Source organism: Brevundimonas bullata (assembly GCF_014207965.1).
Lineage (GTDB): Bacteria > Pseudomonadota > Alphaproteobacteria > Caulobacterales > Caulobacteraceae > Brevundimonas > Brevundimonas bullata_A.
In genome coordinates this window covers 231,013-249,790 of sequence record NZ_JACHLM010000002.1, presented here as the reverse complement: position 1 = coordinate 249,790, position 18,778 = coordinate 231,013, and the positions used below count along the sequence as shown (strand labels likewise).

Annotated in this window: 26 protein-coding genes and 1 other RNA gene; 19 read left to right on the top strand and 8 right to left on the bottom strand. The window is 66.7% G+C overall.

The features are described from left to right. The first annotated feature begins 20 nt into the window (after positions 1-20). From HNP51_RS05680 to HNP51_RS05655, 6 genes are all read left to right on the top strand, one after another. Positions 21-968 carry an SH3 domain-containing protein gene (locus tag HNP51_RS05680; RefSeq protein WP_311769906.1) on the top strand — a complete coding sequence of 316 codons (948 nt, stop codon included), beginning with the start codon at positions 21-23 and terminating at the stop codon, positions 966-968. Positions 969-1,233: 265 nt separating this feature from the next. Next, the gene (locus tag HNP51_RS05675) at positions 1,234-2,091 is read left to right on the top strand and encodes a thymidylate synthase (RefSeq protein WP_184268036.1); all 858 of its coding nucleotides are present in this window, start codon (positions 1,234-1,236) and stop codon (positions 2,089-2,091) included. Between the two features lie 5 nt (positions 2,092-2,096). Then, on the top strand, positions 2,097-2,411 hold the full coding sequence (locus HNP51_RS05670) for a phosphoribosyl-ATP pyrophosphohydrolase (protein WP_184268034.1): 315 nt from the start codon (positions 2,097-2,099) through the stop codon (positions 2,409-2,411). A 91-nt stretch (positions 2,412-2,502) separates the two neighbouring features. Continuing rightward, the gene (locus HNP51_RS05665) at positions 2,503-3,174 is read left to right on the top strand and encodes an aquaporin (protein WP_184268032.1); all 672 of its coding nucleotides are present in this window, start codon (positions 2,503-2,505) and stop codon (positions 3,172-3,174) included. 51 nt (positions 3,175-3,225) lie between these two features. Further along, entirely contained in the window at positions 3,226-3,753 is a 528-nt protein-coding gene (locus HNP51_RS05660; RefSeq protein WP_184268030.1) for a dihydrofolate reductase, read from the top strand. A 15-nt stretch (positions 3,754-3,768) separates the two neighbouring features. Next, positions 3,769-4,089, top strand: a complete 321-nt coding sequence (locus HNP51_RS05655; RefSeq protein ID WP_184268028.1) for a YbjQ family protein — start codon at positions 3,769-3,771, stop codon at positions 4,087-4,089. On the opposite strand, the gene HNP51_RS05650 is transcribed toward HNP51_RS05655, so the two are convergent. Continuing rightward, positions 4,086-5,156 (bottom strand): Mrp/NBP35 family ATP-binding protein, encoded by a 1,071-nt coding sequence (locus HNP51_RS05650; protein ID WP_184268025.1) that lies wholly within the window; start codon positions 5,154-5,156, stop codon positions 4,086-4,088. The genes HNP51_RS05655 and HNP51_RS05650 overlap by 4 nt on opposite strands. 77 nt (positions 5,157-5,233) lie before the next feature. Here HNP51_RS05650 and miaA point away from each other — a divergent pair, with 77 nt between their 5' ends. Next, a complete protein-coding gene (miaA, locus tag HNP51_RS05645; protein ID WP_184268023.1) occupies positions 5,234-6,118 on the top strand; it encodes a tRNA (adenosine(37)-N6)-dimethylallyltransferase MiaA in 885 nt (294 codons plus the stop codon). Here the strand turns inward: miaA and HNP51_RS05640 are convergent. Continuing rightward, positions 6,072-6,518, bottom strand: a complete 447-nt coding sequence (locus HNP51_RS05640) for a helix-turn-helix domain-containing protein (RefSeq protein WP_184268021.1) — start codon at positions 6,516-6,518, stop codon at positions 6,072-6,074. The two genes, miaA and HNP51_RS05640, sit on opposite strands and share 47 nt — an antisense overlap. 67 nt (positions 6,519-6,585) lie before the next feature. On the opposite strand from HNP51_RS05640, the gene HNP51_RS05635 reads away from it, so the two are divergent. From HNP51_RS05635 to HNP51_RS05625, 3 genes are all read left to right on the top strand, one after another. Then, complete coding sequence (locus HNP51_RS05635) at positions 6,586-7,434, top strand: class I SAM-dependent methyltransferase (RefSeq protein WP_184268019.1); 849 nt, start codon at positions 6,586-6,588, stop codon at positions 7,432-7,434. Between the two features lie 46 nt (positions 7,435-7,480). Beyond that, positions 7,481-7,847: a transfer-messenger RNA gene (gene ssrA / locus HNP51_RS05630) on the top strand. Between the two features lie 74 nt (positions 7,848-7,921). Beyond that, positions 7,922-8,419 carry an SspB family protein gene (locus HNP51_RS05625; RefSeq protein WP_184268017.1) on the top strand — a complete coding sequence of 166 codons (498 nt, stop codon included), beginning with the start codon at positions 7,922-7,924 and terminating at the stop codon, positions 8,417-8,419. A gap of 566 nt (positions 8,420-8,985) precedes the next feature. Here the strand turns inward: HNP51_RS05625 and HNP51_RS05620 are convergent. Further along, entirely contained in the window at positions 8,986-9,336 is a 351-nt protein-coding gene (locus HNP51_RS05620; protein ID WP_184268015.1) for a RusA family crossover junction endodeoxyribonuclease, read from the bottom strand. Positions 9,337-9,439: 103 nt separating this feature from the next. On the opposite strand from HNP51_RS05620, the gene fumC reads away from it, so the two are divergent. The 3 genes from fumC to HNP51_RS05605 are packed head-to-tail and all read left to right on the top strand — an operon-like array spanning position 9,440 to position 11,433. Further along, positions 9,440-10,831, top strand: coding sequence for a class II fumarate hydratase (gene fumC / locus HNP51_RS05615; protein WP_184268013.1), 1,392 nt, complete (start codon positions 9,440-9,442; stop codon positions 10,829-10,831). Between the two features lie 48 nt (positions 10,832-10,879). After that, the gene (locus tag HNP51_RS05610) at positions 10,880-11,122 is read left to right on the top strand and encodes a type II toxin-antitoxin system CcdA family antitoxin (RefSeq protein ID WP_184268010.1); all 243 of its coding nucleotides are present in this window, start codon (positions 10,880-10,882) and stop codon (positions 11,120-11,122) included. After that, complete coding sequence (locus tag HNP51_RS05605; RefSeq protein WP_311769918.1) at positions 11,119-11,433, top strand: CcdB family protein; 315 nt, start codon at positions 11,119-11,121, stop codon at positions 11,431-11,433. The genes HNP51_RS05610 and HNP51_RS05605 overlap by 4 nt, the downstream gene beginning before the upstream one ends. A 1-nt stretch (position 11,434) precedes the next feature. Here HNP51_RS05605 and HNP51_RS05600 read toward each other — a convergent pair whose 3' ends face one another. Further along, a complete protein-coding gene (locus HNP51_RS05600) occupies positions 11,435-11,830 on the bottom strand; it encodes a YccF domain-containing protein (protein ID WP_184268006.1) in 396 nt (131 codons plus the stop codon). Positions 11,831-11,927: 97 nt separating this feature from the next. Next, complete coding sequence (locus HNP51_RS05595) at positions 11,928-12,161, bottom strand: DUF2171 domain-containing protein (protein ID WP_184268004.1); 234 nt, start codon at positions 12,159-12,161, stop codon at positions 11,928-11,930. A gap of 87 nt (positions 12,162-12,248) precedes the next feature. Between HNP51_RS05595 and HNP51_RS05590 the strand changes: the two genes are divergently transcribed. Continuing rightward, positions 12,249-12,842 carry a glutathione S-transferase family protein gene (locus tag HNP51_RS05590; protein WP_184268003.1) on the top strand — a complete coding sequence of 198 codons (594 nt, stop codon included), beginning with the start codon at positions 12,249-12,251 and terminating at the stop codon, positions 12,840-12,842. After that, a complete protein-coding gene (locus HNP51_RS05585; protein ID WP_184268001.1) occupies positions 12,842-13,027 on the top strand; it encodes a DUF4169 family protein in 186 nt (61 codons plus the stop codon). The genes HNP51_RS05590 and HNP51_RS05585 overlap by 1 nt, the downstream gene beginning before the upstream one ends. Here HNP51_RS05585 and HNP51_RS05580 read toward each other — a convergent pair. Further along, positions 13,024-13,944 (bottom strand): EamA family transporter, encoded by a 921-nt coding sequence (locus HNP51_RS05580; RefSeq protein ID WP_311769905.1) that lies wholly within the window; start codon positions 13,942-13,944, stop codon positions 13,024-13,026. The two genes, HNP51_RS05585 and HNP51_RS05580, sit on opposite strands and share 4 nt — an antisense overlap. A 143-nt stretch (positions 13,945-14,087) precedes the next feature. Between HNP51_RS05580 and HNP51_RS05575 the strand changes: the two genes are divergently transcribed. The 3 genes from HNP51_RS05575 to HNP51_RS05565 are packed head-to-tail and all read left to right on the top strand — an operon-like array spanning position 14,088 to position 15,454. Continuing rightward, a complete protein-coding gene (locus tag HNP51_RS05575) occupies positions 14,088-14,498 on the top strand; it encodes a YbaY family lipoprotein (RefSeq protein WP_184267999.1) in 411 nt (136 codons plus the stop codon). Between the two features lie 3 nt (positions 14,499-14,501). Next, entirely contained in the window at positions 14,502-14,738 is a 237-nt protein-coding gene (locus HNP51_RS05570) for a ribbon-helix-helix domain-containing protein (RefSeq protein ID WP_114816994.1), read from the top strand. Beyond that, entirely contained in the window at positions 14,735-15,454 is a 720-nt protein-coding gene (locus tag HNP51_RS05565; RefSeq protein WP_184267997.1) for an SIMPL domain-containing protein, read from the top strand. The genes HNP51_RS05570 and HNP51_RS05565 overlap by 4 nt, the downstream gene beginning before the upstream one ends. Positions 15,455-15,523: 69 nt before the next feature. On the opposite strand, the gene HNP51_RS05560 is transcribed toward HNP51_RS05565, so the two are convergent. Together HNP51_RS05560 and HNP51_RS05555 are read right to left on the bottom strand one after the other, a co-directional pair. Continuing rightward, the gene (locus HNP51_RS05560; RefSeq protein ID WP_260398345.1) at positions 15,524-15,835 is read right to left on the bottom strand and encodes a hypothetical protein; all 312 of its coding nucleotides are present in this window, start codon (positions 15,833-15,835) and stop codon (positions 15,524-15,526) included. An 11-nt stretch (positions 15,836-15,846) separates the two neighbouring features. Continuing rightward, positions 15,847-16,032: a hypothetical protein gene (locus HNP51_RS05555; RefSeq protein ID WP_184267995.1), complete on the bottom strand. Its 186-nt coding sequence runs from the start codon at positions 16,030-16,032 to the stop codon at positions 15,847-15,849. 150 nt (positions 16,033-16,182) lie between these two features. Here HNP51_RS05555 and HNP51_RS05550 point away from each other — a divergent pair, with 150 nt between their 5' ends. Next, positions 16,183-18,525 (top strand): UvrD-helicase domain-containing protein, encoded by a 2,343-nt coding sequence (locus tag HNP51_RS05550; protein ID WP_184267993.1) that lies wholly within the window; start codon positions 16,183-16,185, stop codon positions 18,523-18,525. Positions 18,526-18,778 lie beyond the last annotated feature (253 nt).

Here is an 18,778-nt window from a genome sequence, read left to right as displayed (position 1 = left end):
GATCTCCCAGGAGTTTTCCCTTGAATATCCGCATGATGGCCCCTGCCCTGGCCGTGCTCATGGCCGCCTCCGTCCTGCCGACCGCCTCTGAAGCCCAGGCGCGTCGCAGCGGCGCCCAACGCACCCAGGACGCACAGATGGCGCAGATCCCGCGTTGCGCCCGCAGCCTGGGCACGGTCACCCTGGCCGACGGCCAGTCCGACTACTGGCGTGAGCTGCAGCTTTCGCCGCCGCAAAGCCTGCTGCGCGTGGTGATCCAGCGTTCGGGCTGCTTCACCCTGGTGGACCGCGGCATGGGCATGAGCGTCGCGCAGCGCGAGCGTGAACTGGCCTCCGGCGGCGACCTGCAACGCGGCTCCAATGTCGGCGGCGGCCAGGTGCGGGCGGCGGACTTTGTCCTGGTCGGCGAGATCGCCAGCCAGAACGCCAACTCGGGCGGCAGCGCCCTGGCCGGCTTGGCCGGCGCCGCCATCGGCGGACGCGCCGGCGCCATCGTCGGCGGTCTGCGCACACGCCGGATGGAGGCCAACACGGTCCTGTCCCTGACCAATGTCCGCACCTCGGAAACCGCCGCCGTGACCGAGGGCTACGCCTCCAAGAGCGACATGAGCTGGGGTCTGGGCGCCGGCGGCTTCGGCGCGGGCGCTCTCGGCGGCGGCAGCTACGAGAACACCGAGATCGGCCGCATCGTGTCGCAGGCCTTCATTCAGGCCTACACCGACATGGTCATGCAGATGGGCGGACTGGAAGGCGGCTCGCCGGCTCAGGAAGCGCCGGTCCAGACCTATACGGTCCAGCAGGCCGCCACCCTGCGCTCGCGACCCAACGGCGGCTCGGTCGTGCGCGCCCTGCCCGCGGGCCTGCGCCTCTATCCGACCGGAAATCGCGACGGCGTCTGGTGGGAGGTGCTCGACGACAACGACAACCTGGGCTGGGTGCTGAACGAGCGTCTCGCGCCCGGTCGCTGATCCTGGCCGAACCGACTAAATGGAAGAGCGCCCGCCGACCCAATCGGCGGGCGCTTTTCTGTTGCCCTCTCACAACCGCTCATCCCGGCGGACGCCGGGATCCAGTCCTTTGGCTGCATCCAGGTTATTTCGGCTCAGTGTGCAGTGGCTCTTACTGGATCCCGGCGTCCGCCGGGATGAGCGGGGATAAGGAACCCGACTTTTCTGTGAGCAAGCGAATCGGACGTCTGCCCAGCGACACGAATCAGAGGCATCCTCCCTCCCCATGACCGCCGCTCTCGCCCTCGCCGATCTGGAAACCCGCAGCGGGGCGGCCCCGGCTGATCACCCCGAGTGGCAGTATCTCAACCTGCTGCGCGACATTCTCGACAACGGCGTTCGTCGAGACGACCGCACCGGCACAGGCACGCTCGGCGTCTTCGGTCGCCAGATCCGCTTTGACCTGTCCAAGGGCTTTCCGCTTCTGACCACCAAGAAGCTGCACACGCGCTCGATCTTCATCGAGCTGCTGTGGTTCCTTCGCGGCGAGACCAATATCGGCTGGCTCAAGGACAACGGCGTCGGCATCTGGGACGAATGGGCGGACGTCAACGGCGACCTCGGCCCCGTCTATGGCAAGCAGTGGCGCTCCTGGGCCGCCCCAAACGGCCAGAGCATCGACCAGATTCAGAAGCTGATCCACGGTCTCAAGACCAACCCCAACAGCCGCCGCCACATCGTCAGCGCCTGGAACCCGGCCGACGTCGATGACATGGCCCTGCCGCCCTGCCACTGCCTGTTCCAGTTCTTCGTCGCGGACGGAAAGCTCAGCTGCCAGCTTTATCAACGCAGCGCCGACGTCTTCCTCGGCGTGCCCTTCAACATCGCCTCCTACGCCCTGCTGACCTTGATGCTGGCCCAGGTTCTGGGACTGGAGCCCGGCGACTTCGTCCACACGTTCGGCGACGCCCACCTGTATCTGAACCATCTGGAGCAGGCCGAGCTGCAACTGACCCGCGCGCCCCTGCCCCTGCCGACCCTGACCGTCGCGCCCAAGTCCGACCTGTTCGCCTATGAGCTGTCGGACTTCGTGCTGAGCGACTACACGCCCTGGCCGCACATCAAGGCCGCCGTCGCGGTCTGACCTCCATGAAGATCGCTGACCTCAAGGCGGACGTCCTCCGCATCTCCGACATCTATGCGCGCGAGCATTCCATCGACCGCGACCGCGACTGGGCTCTGCTCAAGCTGCAGGAAGAACTGGGCGAACTGACCAAGGAGCACCTGAACCTTTCGGGTCGCGCGCGCGGCAAGCCCGACGCCGAAGCCCTGGCCGACGAAGCCGCCGATGTCCTGGGGATGCTGCTCATCTACTGCGAGCGCGCCGGGATCGACATTGAAACCGCCATGCAGCGCAAATGGCTGAAGTGGCTGGAGCCTGAAGCGCTCAAGGCCGAAGCGTAAACTCCCGTAACGCCGTCTGGCGAGCACCAGAGACTCGGCGCACCCTCCCCTGATCCGCGTCGATGCGGGCGCATGAAACGGGAGGGTTGTCATGTTGAGGAAGTTTGCGGCCGAACTGGTCGGGACGATGGTGCTGGTGCTGTTCGGGTGCGGCGCCGCCGTGCTGGGCGGGTTTGATCATGTGGGGCAGTTGGGCATCGCCCTGGCCTTCGGCTTCGCCATCATCGCCATGGCCTATGGCATCGGGCCGGTGTCGGGCTGCCACGTCAATCCTGCGGTCAGCCTGGGCGTCTTCGTCGCCGGACGGATGAGCGCCAAGGATATGCTCATTTACTGGGCGGCCCAGTTCATCGGGGCCATCGTCGGCGCCGCCATTCTCGGCCTGATCGCCAAGACCGGCTTCGCCAGCCTGGGTCAGAACGGCTTCGACGCCGGGTCGCCCGGGGGATACGGCCTGCACGCCGCGCTGATCTTCGAGATCGTGGCCACCGCCATCTTCATCATCGCCATCCTGGGCGTGACAGGGGCCAAGGGACACGGCGCCTTCGCCGGCGTCGCCATCGGCATCACCCTGGCCGTCATCCACATCGTCGGCATCCAGGTGACAGGCGTCTCGGTCAATCCGGCCCGAAGCTTCGGCCCGGCCTTGCTAGTCGGCGGTCAGGCCCTGAGCCAGGTCTGGGTCTTCTTCCTGGCTCCGGCGATCGGCGCGGTGATCGGCGCGCTCTTCTTCCGCTTGAAACTGTTGGAGCCAGAGGCCTAAGTCCGATTAGGGGGCGGTGTTCATCCGCCCCCGTCTTTCGGAGCCTGCCCAGTGTCTATTCCCAAGATCGCCCTCGTCGTCGCCCGCGCCCGTAACGGCGTCATTGGCAACAAAGGCGACCTGCCCTGGCGGCTGCGGTCAGACCTGCAACGCTTCAAGGCCGTCACCGTCGGCAAGCCCTGCATCATGGGCCGCAAGACCTGGGAAAGCCTGCCGCTCAAGCCCCTGCCCGGTCGGCTGAACATCGTCCTGACCAAGGACGGCTCCTATGAGACAGAAGGCATGTCCAAGGGCGCGCTGGTCTGTTCCAACCTGGGCGAGGCCCTTTCCATCGCGCGCGAGACGGCGGAAGAGGACGGCGTGGACGAGGTCTGCATCATCGGCGGCACCGCCTTGTTCGAAATGGCCCTGCCCCGCGCCCAACGCCTCTACATCACCGAGGTCGAGGCCGAGCCCGAGGGCGACGCCCACTTCCCGACCTTTGACGAGAGCGCCTTCATCGAGGTCGCGTCCGAGCCCCATACGGCGGGCGAGAAGGACGACCACGCCTTCACCTTCCGCATCCTCGACCGCCGCTGAACCGGAGACACGACCATGCTCGTCGCCACCACCAACGACCTGCCCGGCCACCGCATCGTCCGCCATATCGGCATGGTGCGCGGCGTCACCGTGCGCTCGCGCAACGTCATCTCGGACGCCATCGGCGGGGTGCAGTCGATGATCGGCGGCCGCGTCGGGGCCTATGTCAAACTGGCCGAGGCCGCGCGTCAGGAAGCCTATGACGAACTGGTCGCCCATGCGCGCGACATGGGCGCCAACGCCATCCTGGCCATGCGCTACGACGCCAACGAGATCATGCCGGGCGTGACCGAGGTCCTGGCCTATGGCACCGCCGTTGTGGTCGAGCCGGCCTAGAGACCTAGGCTCGCCGCCACCCGCGCCGCCACCGCCGCGAAGCGCTGCGCGACATCGCCGTCGGGTTCGGCCGAAACCAGCGGCCGGCCCGCGTCGCCCGCCTGACGCAGAGCCGCGTCCAAGGGCAGGTCGCCGAGGAAGGCCACGCCCAGCCGGGCAGCTTCGGCCTCGGCGCCGCCGCGCCCGAACACGTCTCCGCTCATGTTCTCGATCAGGCCCAGCGTCGGCACGTTGACGCGCTGGAACAGGGTGTGCGCCCGCCGCGCATCGGCCAGCGCCACCTCCTGCGGTGTCGAGACGATGACCGCCCCGTCCAGCGGCGTCTTCTGGATCAGGGTCAGCTGCACGTCGCCGGTGCCCGGCGGCAGGTCGACCACCAGCACGTCCAGCGGCGCGTCTTCCGTGCCCCAGCGCGTCTGGGTCAGCATCTGGGTGATGGCCTGCGACGCCATCGGCCCGCGCCAGATCATGGCGTCGTCAGCCTTGGTCAACAGGCCGACCGACATCGCCTTCAGCCCATGGGCGACATGGGGCACAATGGCCCCGTCCACATAATCCGGCTGCCCCGACAGCCCCAGCATGGTCGGCAGCGACGGGCCATAGACGTCCGCGTCCAGAATCCCGACCGACAGGCCGCGAGCCGCCAGCGCCGCCGCCAGATTGACCGCCACCGTCGACTTGCCGACCCCGCCCTTGCCGCTGGCCACGGCCAGAACCCGCTTCACATGGGCTGGACGCTCGGTCGCAACCGGCGCCTTGGCCCGCCCCTGATCGGTCGCGGCCTTCGACAGGCCCGCCGTGCGGCGCGGCGCGGCGGCGGGCGCCGTCTCGGCGGTCAGCACCACGGACACCCGCGCCATGCCCGGAATTGATTTCAGCGCCGCCTCGGCCGCGTCGCGCACGGGGGCGTAGATGGCCGTCTCGCCTGCCGGAACCTCCATGACGAAGCCGGCTCGGTCCTCGGCCACCGTCAGCCCCTGAACCAGACCGGCGGCGACCAGCCCCTGTCCCGATTTCGGGTCCACAACGGCGTCGAGGGCGGCGATTACGGCGGTGCGGTCGATCAAGGCTCTGCTCCTTGGCCCTTGCCGGGCCGGTCGCGGGCGTTCTATCGCCCTCTGGTCCTGTTCGCGAGCCTGTTCCTTTGACCAAAACGCCCCGCCTCACCCTGATCGCCGGCCCCACAGCCTCGGGCAAGTCGCGTCTGGCGCTGGACATGGCCGAGAAGCCCGGCGCCGTCATCATCAACGCCGACAGCCAGCAGCTCTACACCGACCTGCGCATCCTCACCGCCCGCCCCTCTGTCGAGGACGAAGCCCGCGCCGAACACCGTCTTTATGGCGTGGCCGACGCCGCCGAATCCTGGTCGGTCGGTCGCTGGACCCGCGCCGTCATGCCGCTGCTGGAGGAACTGGCGGCGCAAGATCGCCCGGCCCTGCTGGTCGGCGGCACCGGCCTCTATTTCAACGCCCTGACGCGCGGTCTGGCCGACATTCCCGCCGTGCCGGATGCCGTACGCGACGCCGTCCAGACCGACTATGACGCCGAGGGCGAGGCCGCCTTCCGCCGCCGCCTGGCCGAGGTCGATCCCGTCGCAGCCGCCGCCATCACCCCCGGCGACCGCCAGCGCCTGATCCGCGCCCTCGCCGTGGCTCAGTCCACCGGCCGCTCGCTCAGTGACTGGAAGGCTGACACCCGGCCCCTGCTGGCGCAGGGTTCCTATGACGCCCTGGTGGTCGAGCCCTCGCGTGACCGCCTCTACGCCGCCTGCGACGCCCGGGTCAGCCAGATGATCGACAACGGCGCCCTGGACGAAGTCCGCGCCCTGCTGGCCCGCAACCTCGACCCGACCCTCCCCGCCATGAAGGCCGTCGGCGTCCCCGAACTGGCCGCCCATCTGACCGGCGCCACAACCCTGGACCAGGCCGTCGCCGCTATCCGCCTGTCCACCCGCCACTACGCCAAGCGCCAACTGACCTGGTTCAGGAACCAGACCTCGAACTGGGCGCGCGTTTCGCCGGGGGCCTAGCCTCACGACCGCGCGCCACCGCCGCCTGCCGAAGACGATTGAACGTCGGACACTCCATATGGCTGGGCGTCGGGCATTCCGCCGCGTGTCGAAGGGCGTTGCGCAGGGCGGTCAGCCGCCGGATCGTCTGATCCAGCTCATCCGCCTTGTCCGCCAGCCGCGCCCGATCAATCCGCGGCGGACCGTCGAGGCCCAGCATGTCGCCGATCTCGTCCAGCGAGAAACCCGCTGAACGCCCCAGGGCGATCAGCGACAGCCGATCCAGCGCCTCAACATCGAACAACCGCCTCAAGCCACGCCGCCCGACCGAGGCGATCAGCCCCTTTTCCTCATAGAATCTCAGCGTCGAGGCCGGCAGTCCCGACCGCTGAACCACCTCGCCTATATCCAGGAACTTCACGCTTGACCTCAAGTTGACTTGAAGTCGTACCGTCGCGCGGACAAAGGCCAGATACAAGGACGCCGCCATGACCCAGCCCCACACCCAGCCTAATCAGGCGCAGTCGGCCCTTTGGAATTCACGCGGCGGCGAGGTCTGGGTCGAGCAGCAGCAACTGCTGGACCGCCTGTTCCTGCCGTTTGAACGCCTTCTGTCGGAAGCCGTCGCAGCCAGCGGCGCCCGTAGCATCCTCGATATCGGCTGCGGTGCAGGCGCGACGACCCTGGCCGCCGCCCGACGACTGGCGCCCGAGGGGCGATGCACCGGACTGGATATCTCGGGGCCCCTGATCACCGCCGCCCGCCGTCGCGCCGAGACCGAGGGCCTGACCAACGCCCATTTCATCGCCGGCGACGCGCAAGACCATGCGTTCGCGCCGCACAGCTTCGACGCGGTCATCTCGCGCTTCGGCGTCATGTTCTTCGACGACCCGACGGCGGCCTTCGCCAATCTTCGGCGGGCCGCTCGTGACGGGGGCGACCTGACCTTCATCGCCTGGCGCGGCATGGCGGAAAATCCCTTCATGGTCGCGGCCGAGCAGGCTTCAGACCCCTACCTGCCCGCACTGGCGCCGCGCGAACCCGCCGCCCCAGGCCAGTTCGCCTTCGCCGACGCCCAACGCATACGCGACATTCTGAAGCCGGAATGGAGCGACATCGACATTCAGCCGCTCGACGTGCCCTGCACCCTGTCGCCGGACGATCTCACCACCTACGCCGGCCGGATGGGGCGCGTCGGCCAGATGTTGCCCGACCTTGATGAGGCGACCAGGACCACCGTGATGCAAGCGGTCAATCAGGCTTTCGAGCCCTTCATGATTGATGGTGTCGCCCGCTTCACCGCCGCCTGCTGGCTGGTTCGCGCCCGAGCAGGATAGGACCGCAACAACTATCCCACTGGAAAATCGACGCAGACGGCGCTGCGCCCTTGGAACGCGCGGGATCAGGGCCTATATTGATCCTGCTCGGGTTCGCCCGGGCTATGGCAATAAACGCGCTTGTAATAAGCGGACCGGACCCGGGTGCGATTCCCGGCGGCTCCACCAATCTCTTCCTCCGCGTTATCGGCGGGAAGTGCGGGGCCGACTAGCATCGACGGACGTGTAAAGAAGATGCTTTTGCCCGTCTTGGCCCACCGTATCGGGCCATTTTATAACTGCGAACGATAACTTCGCTGGAGAAGTCCGCCTCGCCGCGTAATGCGGTTCGGTAGATTTCGAACACTTAAGTCCTGAGGGATCAGTTCCTCAGGCGGGGCCCGGAGGGCGCCTGCCAACAGAAGCCCTCCACTTTCCTCAAATCCGCATCTTCCGTCGCTCGCCTGTCGCGGGTAACAGTCGCGCGTACCCAGTTTTGAGGCTCCCGATGACGGATCAATCTCCCCCGGTCGACGAGATGTTCTATGAGCAGCTCGCCCAGGACGCCCTGCGCGGCGTGATCCGCTCTGCGCTGGAACGCGCGGCTGAGCCTGCCGGCATCCCCGGCGCGCACCATTTCTACATCACGTTCAAGACGCGGGCGCCCGGCGTCTCGGTGCCGCCGGACGTCCTGGCCAAATACCCCGACGAAATGACCATCGTCCTCCAGCACCAATATTGGGACCTCGACGTCCAGCACGACCGCTTCTCGATCATGCTGAAGTTCGGCGGCATGCCCAAGGTCCTGGCCATGCCCTATTCCGCCGTGACCCGCTTCTACGACCCCAGCGTCCAGTTCCTGCTGCAGTTCGAAGAGCCGGAAATCGTCGAGGCCGAGATCGCCCCCCTGACGCCCCCGGCACGCGACCCGAACGCCGCCCCGCCCCCCTCCGGCGACGACGACGGCCCCAAGGTGGTTTCGCTGGACCAGTTCCGGAAGAAGTAAGGCGTTCAGGCGGTGGCGTGGGTCTCGCCCCGCCTACCACCGCGACTGCCAACGGTGGAATTGCGCGGTAGGGCCCTGCCTACCCCTGCCCTGATATGGGCGGACAAGTCGGTTCGTTCAGACCTTGTTCGGCAGCACGATAGCCATCGACAGTGGCGACGATACGAATAGCCGACGCGGCCCTATAGGAGCCGCCGTTCTGCGCCCTGTCGTAAAAGCACCCGACGATTCCCTCGGGGCTTCGACGAATGATCCGAAGACCGATAGTCCAGTCATCTCGACCGTCCTCTCGGCGCGTCAGAAACGTCCAATCCTTATCAGTCGCGGAATGGAGAAAGTTCCATTCCCGTGGATGCTTGCGACCCGGCAGACGCGAAGGTCCTGTCGAGTTTGGAAATGACGTAAGATCAAGATCCTGCAGCACTGCCGACGCGGTCGGTTCGGCAATCTGGAGCGCAGCGACTAAAGCGATCGAGGCCAACATTTGCGTCTCTGCCTTTTCGGAGTTTGCGCTCAACCAAGACCATAAAATTCGGGTCTGTCCATCACAAGATACGGACGCACCTCTACCGCCTCGGAAACACCCGGATCGTGATCCGCTCGCGCTCGCCCTCGTTTCGCTCGACCAGCAGGCGCGCGACCTGGCTGTCGTCGTGGAACAGATAGCCCTTGATGGCGTCCAGCAGGGCCTTGGCCAGGTTATCGAGGTCCATCCACGGCGCGTCGCCGACGTGTTCCATGCGGATCTCGACGACGTAGTCGCCCCAGGACGGGCGCGACGCCCATTCCTTGCGGAAGAACTCATAGGCCAGCGGCTTGTAGTATTTGGCCTGGGTGGTCAGGCCGTCGATGGTGATCTCGACCACGTCGCCGACTTCGCGTCCGCGCACCTTGCCTGTGCCGATCCAGCCTTCCACGCGCGCCTCGTTCTTATAGCCAATGGTCGGGCCGCCTTGCCCCGCCGTGTCTGCGTGCTACACCGCCCGGCATCTTCCCGCCACGTCTGAGAACGAGCCTGCGATGACCAGCTTCCGCACAGAAACCGACACCTTCGGCCCCATCGAGGTCGCCTCGGACCGCTACTGGGGCGCGCAAGCCCAGCGCTCGCTCGGCAACTTCAAGATCGGGTGGGAAAAGATGCCCCTGCCCGTCGTCCGCGCCCTGGGCATCGTCAAGCGCGCCGCCGCCGAGACCAACCGCGACCTGGGCAAGCTGGACGCCAAGCTGGCCGAGGCCATCATCGCCGCCGCCAATGAAGTGATCGAAGGCAAGCTGAACGACCACTTCCCGCTGGTCGTCTGGCAGACGGGTTCGGGCACCCAGTCGAACATGAACGCCAACGAAGTGATCTCGAACCGCGCCATCGAGATGCTGGGCGGCGAGATGGGCTCCAAGAAGCCGGTCCACCCCAACGACCACGTCAACATGAGCCAGTCGTCGAACGACACCTATCCGACGGCCATGCACGTCGCCTGCGCCGAGCAGGTGGTCAACGACCTGTTGCCCGCGTTGAAGCACCTGCACGCCGCCCTGGACGCCAAGTCCAAGGCCTGGGCCCACATCATCAAGATCGGCCGCACCCACACCCAGGACGCCACGCCCCTGACCCTCGGTCAGGAGTTCGGCGGCTATGCGCAACAGGTCGCCAACGGTATCGAGCGCATTGAGCAGACCCTGCCCAAGCTGATGGAACTGGCCCAGGGCGGCACCGCCGTCGGCACCGGCCTGAACGCCCCGGTCGGCTTTGCCGAGAAGGTCGCAGAGAACATCGCCGCCATCACCGGCCTGCCCTTCACCACCGCCCCGAACAAGTTCGAGGCCCTGGCCGCCCACGACGCCATGGTCTTCAGCCACGGCGCGATCAACACGGTCGCCGCCTCGCTGTTCAAGATCGCCAACGACATCCGCTTCCTCGGCTCCGGCCCGCGTTCGGGTCTGGGCGAACTGGCCCTGCCGGAAAACGAGCCCGGCTCCTCGATCATGCCGGGCAAGGTCAACCCGACCCAGTGCGAAGCCCTGACCCAGGTCTGCGCCCAGGTGTTCGGCAACAACGCCGCCCTGTCGTTCGCCGGCTCGCAAGGCCACTTCGAGTTGAACGTCTACAACCCGGTCATGGCCTACAACTTCCTGCAGTCGGTCCGTCTGGTCGCCGACGCGGCCATCAGCTTCACCGACAACTGCGTCGTCGGCATCGAAGCCCGCGAAGACAACATCGCGCGCGGCCTCAACAACTCGCTGATGCTGGTCACGGCCCTGAACGGCCGCCTCGGCTACGACACCTGCGCCAAGATCGCCAAGACCGCCCACAAGAACGGCACCACCCTGCGTCAGGAAACCGTCGGCGGCGGCTACCTGACCGACGCCGAGTTCGACGAAGCCGTCCGCCCCGAGAAGATGATCTCGCCGGGCTGAGATTGACCCAATCTGGCGGAGCCTGCCTTTTCAAGGTAGGCTCCGCGGATGGGCAAGGTCGAACTGAATATCGGCGTCGATCCCGAGTTGATCGAACAGGCGCGACAGCTCGGCGTGTCCATCACCGGCATGGATGAGCGCGCCCTGCGCCTGCACTTGCAAAAGATCGACCCTGCCGGGGCCGAAGCCCGGGCGAAACGCTGGGCCGACGACAATGCCGAAGCCATCCGGGCCTATAATGATCGTATCGCCCGCGACGGCTGCTTCGGCGAAGAATTCCGCACTTGGTGATCCGCCAGTTCGACGTCTTCGCTAACCCTAGCGCTGCCTCCCAGGGCCGAACGCCGTTTATCGCGGTCTTGCAGTCGCACTACCTGAGCCAGATCGACACGGTCGTTATTGCGCCCCTGCACCGTGGCGAGACCACCGAACGTCTCGGCGCCTTCTCGTTCGAACTTGAGGTTGCGGGGCAAACGGTGGTCCTCGTCGTCAGCGAGCTCGCGAATATTTCGGTTCATCGGCTCAAATCGCCCGTAGCCAGTCTGCAAGCCCATGAGGACGCCATTCGCCGCGCGTTGGACCGCGTATTCACCGGCTTCTGACCTAGCGCCTGTCCCGGATCGTCCGCCCCACCGGCGCCAGCGACAGCTTGGCCAGCTCGACGTTCTTCAGCGCAAACGGGATGCCGATCAGGCTGACGAACTGCGGCACGGCGATCAGGATATGGGCCAGGGCGATATACCAGCCGGCCAGCACCAGCCAGATCACGTTCAACCCGACGCCCAGACAGCCGACACCCAGATCGGCCGGATTAGGCTCACGCCAGGCGATCTCGCGCCCGAACGGCCAGAAGGAATAGCTGGCGATCCGCCACGCTGAGAACGCCCACGGCAGCCCCACCACCGTCAGGGCCAGCAACAACCCGCCGACCAGCCAGGCCAGGCCCGAAACAAAGCCGCCCAGGACAAACCACAGCAGGTTCAGGATCAGTCGGATCAAGGTCGTCCCTCCACACGCAAACCTGCGCGACGTCCCTGATATGGCGAAAGGCCCCGCCTGTGACAGCGGGGCCCGGGTGAATTCGCGGTAAGGCGGCTTAGTGCTTCACGACCCAGCGCGCCTTGGCTTCGTCCTTCGTCAGGTTCAGATGGACGTGTTCATCGACGTGATCGACCCAGCTGACCGGGATCATGTGGTGCTTCAGGCCGGAGCCGAGATCCATCTTGGCCAGCTCGATCTGATCGCCCATCACATGGTCCACCCGGCCGACGTGCCCGCCGTCGGACCCCACGACTTCGAGATGTTCCTTGATCATCGAGGCGCTTACCATGGTTGTCTCCATTGCTGATTGCGGGAGATGGTGAAACGAGGCACGCCGCTTTCGGGTTCATCACAATGACCCTCCAGGGAGTTCACGATGTCGCTGATCATCCATCACGCCCCTCAATCCCGCTCCACCCGCCTGCTCTGGCTGTTGGAGGAATTGGGCGCTGACTATGACATCCACTACGTCGAGATCGAGCGACAGGGCGGCCAGGGTCACGCCGATCCGACCAACCCCCACCCGCTGAAGCAGGCCCCCTCGGTCAGCGTCGACGGTCAGTTGCTGATCGAGTCGGTGCTGATCTTCCTGTTCCTGACCGACCGCTTCCCCGCGGCGAAGATGGCGCCCCGCCCCGATGATCCGCGCCGGGCCGAGTACCTGTCGTGGCTGGGCCTCTACAACAATGTGCTGGAAAGCGTCCTGACCTCGGGCCCGCCCGACAGCTGGAACGACCTGAGGAAGGCCGGCTACGCGGCGCTGGATCAGCGCTGGCGCGCGGCCATCAAGGATGGAGGCTATATCCTGGGCGAGTTCTCGGCGCTCGACATCCTGTACGGCAGCCTGCTGCAGTGGTTCCGCGCCGCCATGCCGCCGGGCGAGCCCTATGACTCCTACGCTCAGCGCATCGGCGGTCGCCCGGCCCTCAAGCGCGCCTGGGCCAAGGACAGCCCCGAGGGCCACGTCTGATGGGCGAGATCGTCAACCTGAACAAGGCGCGCAAGGCCCGCGACAAGGCCGAGGCCAAACGCGCCGCCGACGCCAACCGCCTGACCTTCGGTCGCACCAAGGCGGAACGCCTGACCACGCAGAAAGAGCGCGACCGCGACGCCGCCCGCCTGGACGGCCACAAGCGGGACGAGCCGGAGCGCTAGGCCGCCGACCGCTTCGGCGCGCGGATCAGGAACAACTGCCCCGCCAGCACAAGCGCCAGCCCGACAAAGGCGATCAGGCCAAACGTCGCCCCCTCGAACAGCACCGACACCAGCATGGCGATCGGCGGCGTCAGGGCCGAAACATAGCTGGCCAGGGCGAACCCCCTCGCCCGGGCGATGGTGAAATAGAGGCCAAACGCGATCACCGAGCCGAACAGGGACAGGTACAGCAGGGAGATCACATAGGCCGGGCTCCACGCCACCGACCAAGACACCCCGGTCGCCAGGCCATAGAGCGCCAGCGCTCCCGTGCCGTAGGCCATGGCCCAGGCCGTGCCGGGCAAGACCTGCGCGCCCGCCTGCTGCCCTTTCCAGGCGAACCAGTTGCCGAAGGCGGAGGCCACGACGGCGATGACGGCGAAGGTCACGCCCTCGACCGCGTGCAGTCCCAGCCCTGCCCCCATGACCTCGCCGCCCGATAGGACCGCCACGCCGATCACGCCCATGCCCGCGCCCAGCCAGGCCGCCGGCGCCGCCTTCTGCTTCGAAGCCACGCGGAACAGTATCAGGTTGAGGAAGGCCAGGGCGGCGAAGATCACCGCCACCACGGCCGAGGCGATCTTCTCTTCCGCCGCATAGACAAAGGCGTAGCTGATCGCGAAGGCGAACAGCCCCTGCCCCATGGCCGCCAGATGCTGCGGCCGGGTCATGGACAGCTTGCCGCCGGTCGCCTTGACCACCAGGGCCAGCACCGCCGCCGCGATGGCGAAGCGCATCACCACCGACACCACGGCATCGACCGCGCCCAGCTGGAAGGTGATGGCGTACCAGGTCGTGCCCCAGATCAGGGCGCAGACGCCGATCCCCCCGATCGCCAGAGCGGCCGGAGACAGAGGGCTTTTAGCAGACTGGGTCACGGACGGGGCCTCAAGGCGACTCAACGGAAACGAAACCGGAACCTCCGTTATCACCGGTTTTCAAACGGCGCCGCCATGATCTTGCAGCCTTATGTCTTCATTGGGCGTTCTGCTAAGCTATCCCCCTCAAAGGACACCCCGTCATGCGCTTCCTTCCGCTGATCGCCCCGCTCGCCCTCGTGGTCGCCGCCTGCTCCAGCATGCCTGGCGACGAGGCCGCCTCGACCCAGGTCGAGGTCACCGCCGCCTATCGCGAGCGCATCATGCTGACGCCGGGCCACGTCCTGACCGTCAAGGTCGAGGACGTCAGCCTGATGGACGCCCCCGCCCGCGTCATGGCCGAAACCACTCAGCCGCTGGATGGCCGCGGCCCGCCCTACGCCGTCACCCTGTCGGTGCCGAACGCCCGGATTGACCCGCGCCACACCTATGCTGTTCGCGCCGAGATCCGCGACCCGGCCGGCGCCCTGCGCTTCACCACCGACACCCGCCATTCGGTCCTGACCAACGGCGCGCCGAACAAGGCCGACATCATGATGGTCGGCGTCCGCTAAACCGTGAGCAGCCTCGCCAAGCGTTCCGTCCTCCTGTCCGGCCACGCCACCTCGGTGGCGCTGGAGCCGGAGTTCTGGGCCGTGCTGGACGCCATCGGGGCTGAACTGAACCTCGGCCGCGCTGCCCTGTTGATCCGTATCGACGCCTGGCGCGGCCGTCGCCCCCTCGCCTCGGCCTGCCGCGTCCTGGCCCTGCAATGGGCCGGCGGCGACCACAGCTTTGCAGGAACCGAGACATGACCACCGACAGCCGCCTGATCCCCGCCGCCGTCATCGGCGGTCTGCTGGCCGTCGGCCTGATCGGCGCCGGCGCCCTGATCGGCCAGGGCGTGGTCAACGCCCGCGCCGGCGACCGGTCCGTCACCGTGCGCGGCCTGGCGGAAAAGGACGTGAAGGCCGACCTCGCCGTCCTGCCGATCCGTTTTACCGCCTCGGGCGATGTCCTCTCAGACGTTCAGGCCCGCATCGACGGCGACCTGACCATCGTGCGTCAGTTCCTCAAGGCTCAGGGCTATCCAGACGCCTCGGTCGATCTGGGCCAGCTCGGCGTCGCCGACACCCGCTCTCGCGAATACGCCAGCCAGACCGGCGGGCCCCGCTTCATTCTGACCCAGACCGTCATCGTGCGCACCAACGACGTGGATCGGGTCCAGACCACCACCCGCAATCTGAACGATCTGGTGCGTCAGGGCGTGGTGCTGCAGGACTTCCAGGGGCCGTCCTACATCTTCACCAAGCTCAACGACGTCCGCCCCGCCATGATCGCCGAAGCCACCGCCGCCGCCCGCACCGGCGCCGTCCAGTTCGCCAAGGATTCAGGCGCGCCTTTGGGGCCGATTAAGTCGGCCGGTCAGGGTTCTTTCGAAATCCTGCCCCGCGACGGTTTCGGCGACGAAGCCACCTCGCTGAACAAGAAAGTGCGGGTCGTCACCACCATCAGCTACCGGCTGAAATAGCCGCCAGACCCCGATGTCCCGACAAGCAAAAACCCGCCGACCCTTGCGGGCACGGCGGGCTTCACGGCGTCAGCCCTGCGGCTCAGCCGCAGGCGTGGTCACGGTCGGCGGTTCGGCCGGGCGCGGCACATCCGGCAGACGCGGCGTATCCGGCAGTTTGGGCGCAGGAACATTGATGTCCAGATTGACCTCCGGCGCCTCCGGCACGGCGGGAGCACGCCCGCCGGAATAGAGGAACCAGCCGATCACGGCGACGGCGACGATCAGCCCCCCGACGACGAAGGCCAGCATGCCGCCGCCTCCCTTTCGTTCCGGTGCGGCGGTGTTGATCGTCGTCTGATGCACGACGCGTTCAGGCGGCGGTATATTAGGATCCGTCATTCAGCATCTCCTCACTGACTGCTCGGTACGGCCGGAGCCGACACCTCGGGCAGCTTCACGTCCACGTCGATGTTCTTGGTCTCCGGCGCCACGCCTCGGCCGAACAGAAACCAGGCCAGCACCGCCACCACGACCACCAGGCCGCCGACGATGAACGCCAGTCCGGCGTTTCCGCCTCCGCTTGAACTCTCGGCCATTGGCTTTCCCTTCCATTGCTTCCCTTGAGGTCGTGAGAACGAGGGTCAGGCTTGGCGGTTCCCTTCGGCCATTTTCAATCGGGGCCTGACTTTGGCCTCTGTGCTGCTTATGTTCTCCTCCGAATCCGCCCTGCGTGAGCCGCTTATCCTGTGACCGACCTGCCCTCTCCCCGCATTTCCGACCTCGCGCGCGGCCAGTCGCCGCAAGGCGCGGCCGACTACCTGTCCGGTCTGAACCCCGAACAGAGGCTGGCGGTCGAAACGACCGAGGGGCCGGTTCTGGTCCTCGCCGGCGCCGGCACCGGCAAGACCCGCGTCCTGACCACCCGTCTGGCGCATATCCTGGCGACGGGTCGGGCCAAGCCCTGGGAACTGCTGGTCGTCACCTTCACCAACAAGGCCGCGCGCGAGATGCGCGAGCGGATCACCCACCTGATCGGCCCCTCGGCCGAGGGCCTGCGCTGGCTCGGCACCTTCCACTCGGTCGCGGCCCAGATCCTGCGCCGTCACGCCGAACTGGTGGGGCTGAAGTCCAGCTTCACCATCCTGGACACCGACGATCAGGAACGGCTGCTGAAACAGCTGCTCGAAGCCGCCAACATCGACACCAAGAAGCACACGCCCAAGTCGCTGGCCCACCTGATCGACCACTGGAAGAACCGCGGCTGGACGCCCGAGAAGCTGCCGCCGGGCGAGGACTTCGCCAACGGCAAGGGCCACGCCCTCTACGCCGCCTATCAGAAGCGGCTGGCCACGCTGAACGCCTGCGATTTCGGCGACCTCCTGCTGCACAACCTCACCATTCTTTCGCAACACGCTGATCTTGCGGCGGAATATCGCAATCGCTTCCGCTACATCCTAGTGGACGAGTATCAGGACACCAACGTCGCCCAGTATCTGTGGCTGCGTCTCCTGACCTCCTCGACCGGCAACGTCTGCTGCGTCGGCGACGACGATCAGTCGATCTACGGCTGGCGCGGGGCCGAGGTGGACAACATCCTGCGCTTCGAACGCGACTTCCCCGGCGCCAAGATCGTCAAGCTGGAGCGCAACTACCGCTCGACCAAGCATATCCTCGGCGCCGCCTCGGCCCTGATCGCCACCAATAAGGATCGTCTGGGCAAGACCCTGTGGACCGAGGACGACAGCGGCGACAAGGTGCGCGTGCGCGGCGTCTGGGACGGCGAGGCCGAGGCCCGCCTGATCGCCGACGAGATCGAGACCGCCCGCAAGCAGGGCATGAAGTACAAGGACATGGCCGTCCTGGTCCGCGCCTCCTTCCAGATGCGGGCGTTCGAAGAGCGCTTCCTGATGCTGGCCATCCCCTATCAGGTCATCGGCGGCCCCCGCTTCTTCGAGCGCGCCGAGATCCGCGACGCCCACGCCTATCTGCGCCTGATCCAGTCCGAGGACGACGATCTGGCCTTCGAGCGCATCGTCAACGTGCCCAAGCGCGGCATCGGCGAGACCAGCGTCCAGAAGATCCTGCACATCGCCCGTGAAAACGGCGTCTCGGCCATGCAGGCGGTCCGCCACCTGCTGACCACGGACGAGCTTCAGGCCCGCACCCGCACGCCCCTGGCCAACTTCGTGCGCGACCTCGACCGCTGGCGCCTGCTGGCCGCTGACATGCCGCACTGGGAGGTGACCGAGACCCTGCTGGACGAGAGCGGCTACACCGCCATGCAGAAGGCCGACCGCACCAGCGGCCAGACGCGTCTGGACAACCTCAAGGAACTGACCCAGGCCATGCAGGCGTTCGAGACGCTGCAGGCCTATCTGGAGCACGTCTCCCTGGTCATGGACCTGGAACGTAACGCCGGTCAGGATTCCGAGACGGGTTCGGTGCAGATCATGACCCTGCACGGCGCCAAGGGGCTGGAGTTCCCGCTGGTCTTCCTGCCGGGCTGGGAGGAAGGCGTCTTCCCCAGCCAGCGCAGCATCGACGAGAAGGGCGTGAAGGGCCTGGAGGAGGAACGCCGCCTCGCCTACGTCGGCGTCACCCGCGCCAAGCGCGACGCTCGCATCAGCTTCGCCGCCAACCGACTGGTCTATGGTCGCTGGACCTCGCAACTGCCCAGCCGCTTCGTCGACGAACTGCCCCTCGCCCACGTCGAGCCCCAGTCGGACACCGGCTACTACGGCGCCTCGACCGGCATGAAGGAGGCCAAGAGCCGCTGGGACGACGCCCCTTCCTTCGGCAGCGGTTACTCCAGCCCCGGCTGGAAACGCGCCCAGAGCTTCACCTCAGGCCAGCCGGCGCGTTCCGCCTCTACGCCCGCCCGCAAGGCCATCATCGAAGGCGACGGCCGCTTGATCGCCACCGCCGTCCCCAAGGCCGGCAGCGACTGGTCCCGCGGCGACCGCGTCTTCCACCAGAAGTTCGGCTATGGCGCCGTCCGCGCGGTCGAGGGCAACAAGCTGGTCGTCGCCTTTGAAAAGGCCGGCGAGAAGAAGGTTATCGACAGCTTCGTGGAAAAGGTGGTCGCCTAGACCCTGCGCTTGCTTGCTACCCCTTCTGACCCCGGTCTGGACCAGAACGGCGGTCGTGGGCGACGGCGGACACGAAGGCCAGATCGAAGAACAGCCCCACCAAGCCGAACCTCGCGTGTTCTCCGGGGCGGCGAACGCGCATCAAACTGTTCATGATCCACTCATTTTTAACCCCGCACCCCGAGCGTGCCGCTGTGCGCGTCTTTCGTACAGAGCTTGAAGCGATCCGATCCGGCCCGCCTCTGTGGGAGCA

What these genes read in the sequence shown, in the direction of transcription:
- fumC (WP_184268013.1), top strand. Translation starts at nt 9,440, where the DNA reads ATGACCAGCTTCCGCACAGAAACCGACACCTTCGGCCCCATCGAGGTC.
- HNP51_RS05555 (WP_184267995.1), bottom strand. Translation starts at nt 16,032, where the DNA reads ATGGCCGAGAGTTCAAGCGGAGGCGGAAACGCCGGACTGGCGTTCATC.
- HNP51_RS05610 (WP_184268010.1), top strand. Translation starts at nt 10,880, where the DNA reads ATGGGCAAGGTCGAACTGAATATCGGCGTCGATCCCGAGTTGATCGAA.
- HNP51_RS05560 (WP_260398345.1), bottom strand. Translation starts at nt 15,835, where the DNA reads ATGACGGATCCTAATATACCGCCGCCTGAACGCGTCGTGCATCAGACG.
- HNP51_RS05585 (WP_184268001.1), top strand. Translation starts at nt 12,842, where the DNA reads ATGGGCGAGATCGTCAACCTGAACAAGGCGCGCAAGGCCCGCGACAAG.
- HNP51_RS05670 (WP_184268034.1), top strand. Translation starts at nt 2,097, where the DNA reads ATGAAGATCGCTGACCTCAAGGCGGACGTCCTCCGCATCTCCGACATC.
- HNP51_RS05655 (WP_184268028.1), top strand. Translation starts at nt 3,769, where the DNA reads ATGCTCGTCGCCACCACCAACGACCTGCCCGGCCACCGCATCGTCCGC.
- HNP51_RS05665 (WP_184268032.1), top strand. Translation starts at nt 2,503, where the DNA reads ATGTTGAGGAAGTTTGCGGCCGAACTGGTCGGGACGATGGTGCTGGTG.
- HNP51_RS05575 (WP_184267999.1), top strand. Translation starts at nt 14,088, where the DNA reads ATGCGCTTCCTTCCGCTGATCGCCCCGCTCGCCCTCGTGGTCGCCGCC.
- HNP51_RS05595 (WP_184268004.1), bottom strand. Translation starts at nt 12,161, where the DNA reads ATGGTAAGCGCCTCGATGATCAAGGAACATCTCGAAGTCGTGGGGTCC.
- HNP51_RS05675 (WP_184268036.1), top strand. Translation starts at nt 1,234, where the DNA reads ATGACCGCCGCTCTCGCCCTCGCCGATCTGGAAACCCGCAGCGGGGCG.
- HNP51_RS05565 (WP_184267997.1), top strand. Translation starts at nt 14,735, where the DNA reads ATGACCACCGACAGCCGCCTGATCCCCGCCGCCGTCATCGGCGGTCTG.
- HNP51_RS05635 (WP_184268019.1), top strand. Translation starts at nt 6,586, where the DNA reads ATGACCCAGCCCCACACCCAGCCTAATCAGGCGCAGTCGGCCCTTTGG.
- HNP51_RS05590 (WP_184268003.1), top strand. Translation starts at nt 12,249, where the DNA reads ATGTCGCTGATCATCCATCACGCCCCTCAATCCCGCTCCACCCGCCTG.
- HNP51_RS05625 (WP_184268017.1), top strand. Translation starts at nt 7,922, where the DNA reads ATGACGGATCAATCTCCCCCGGTCGACGAGATGTTCTATGAGCAGCTC.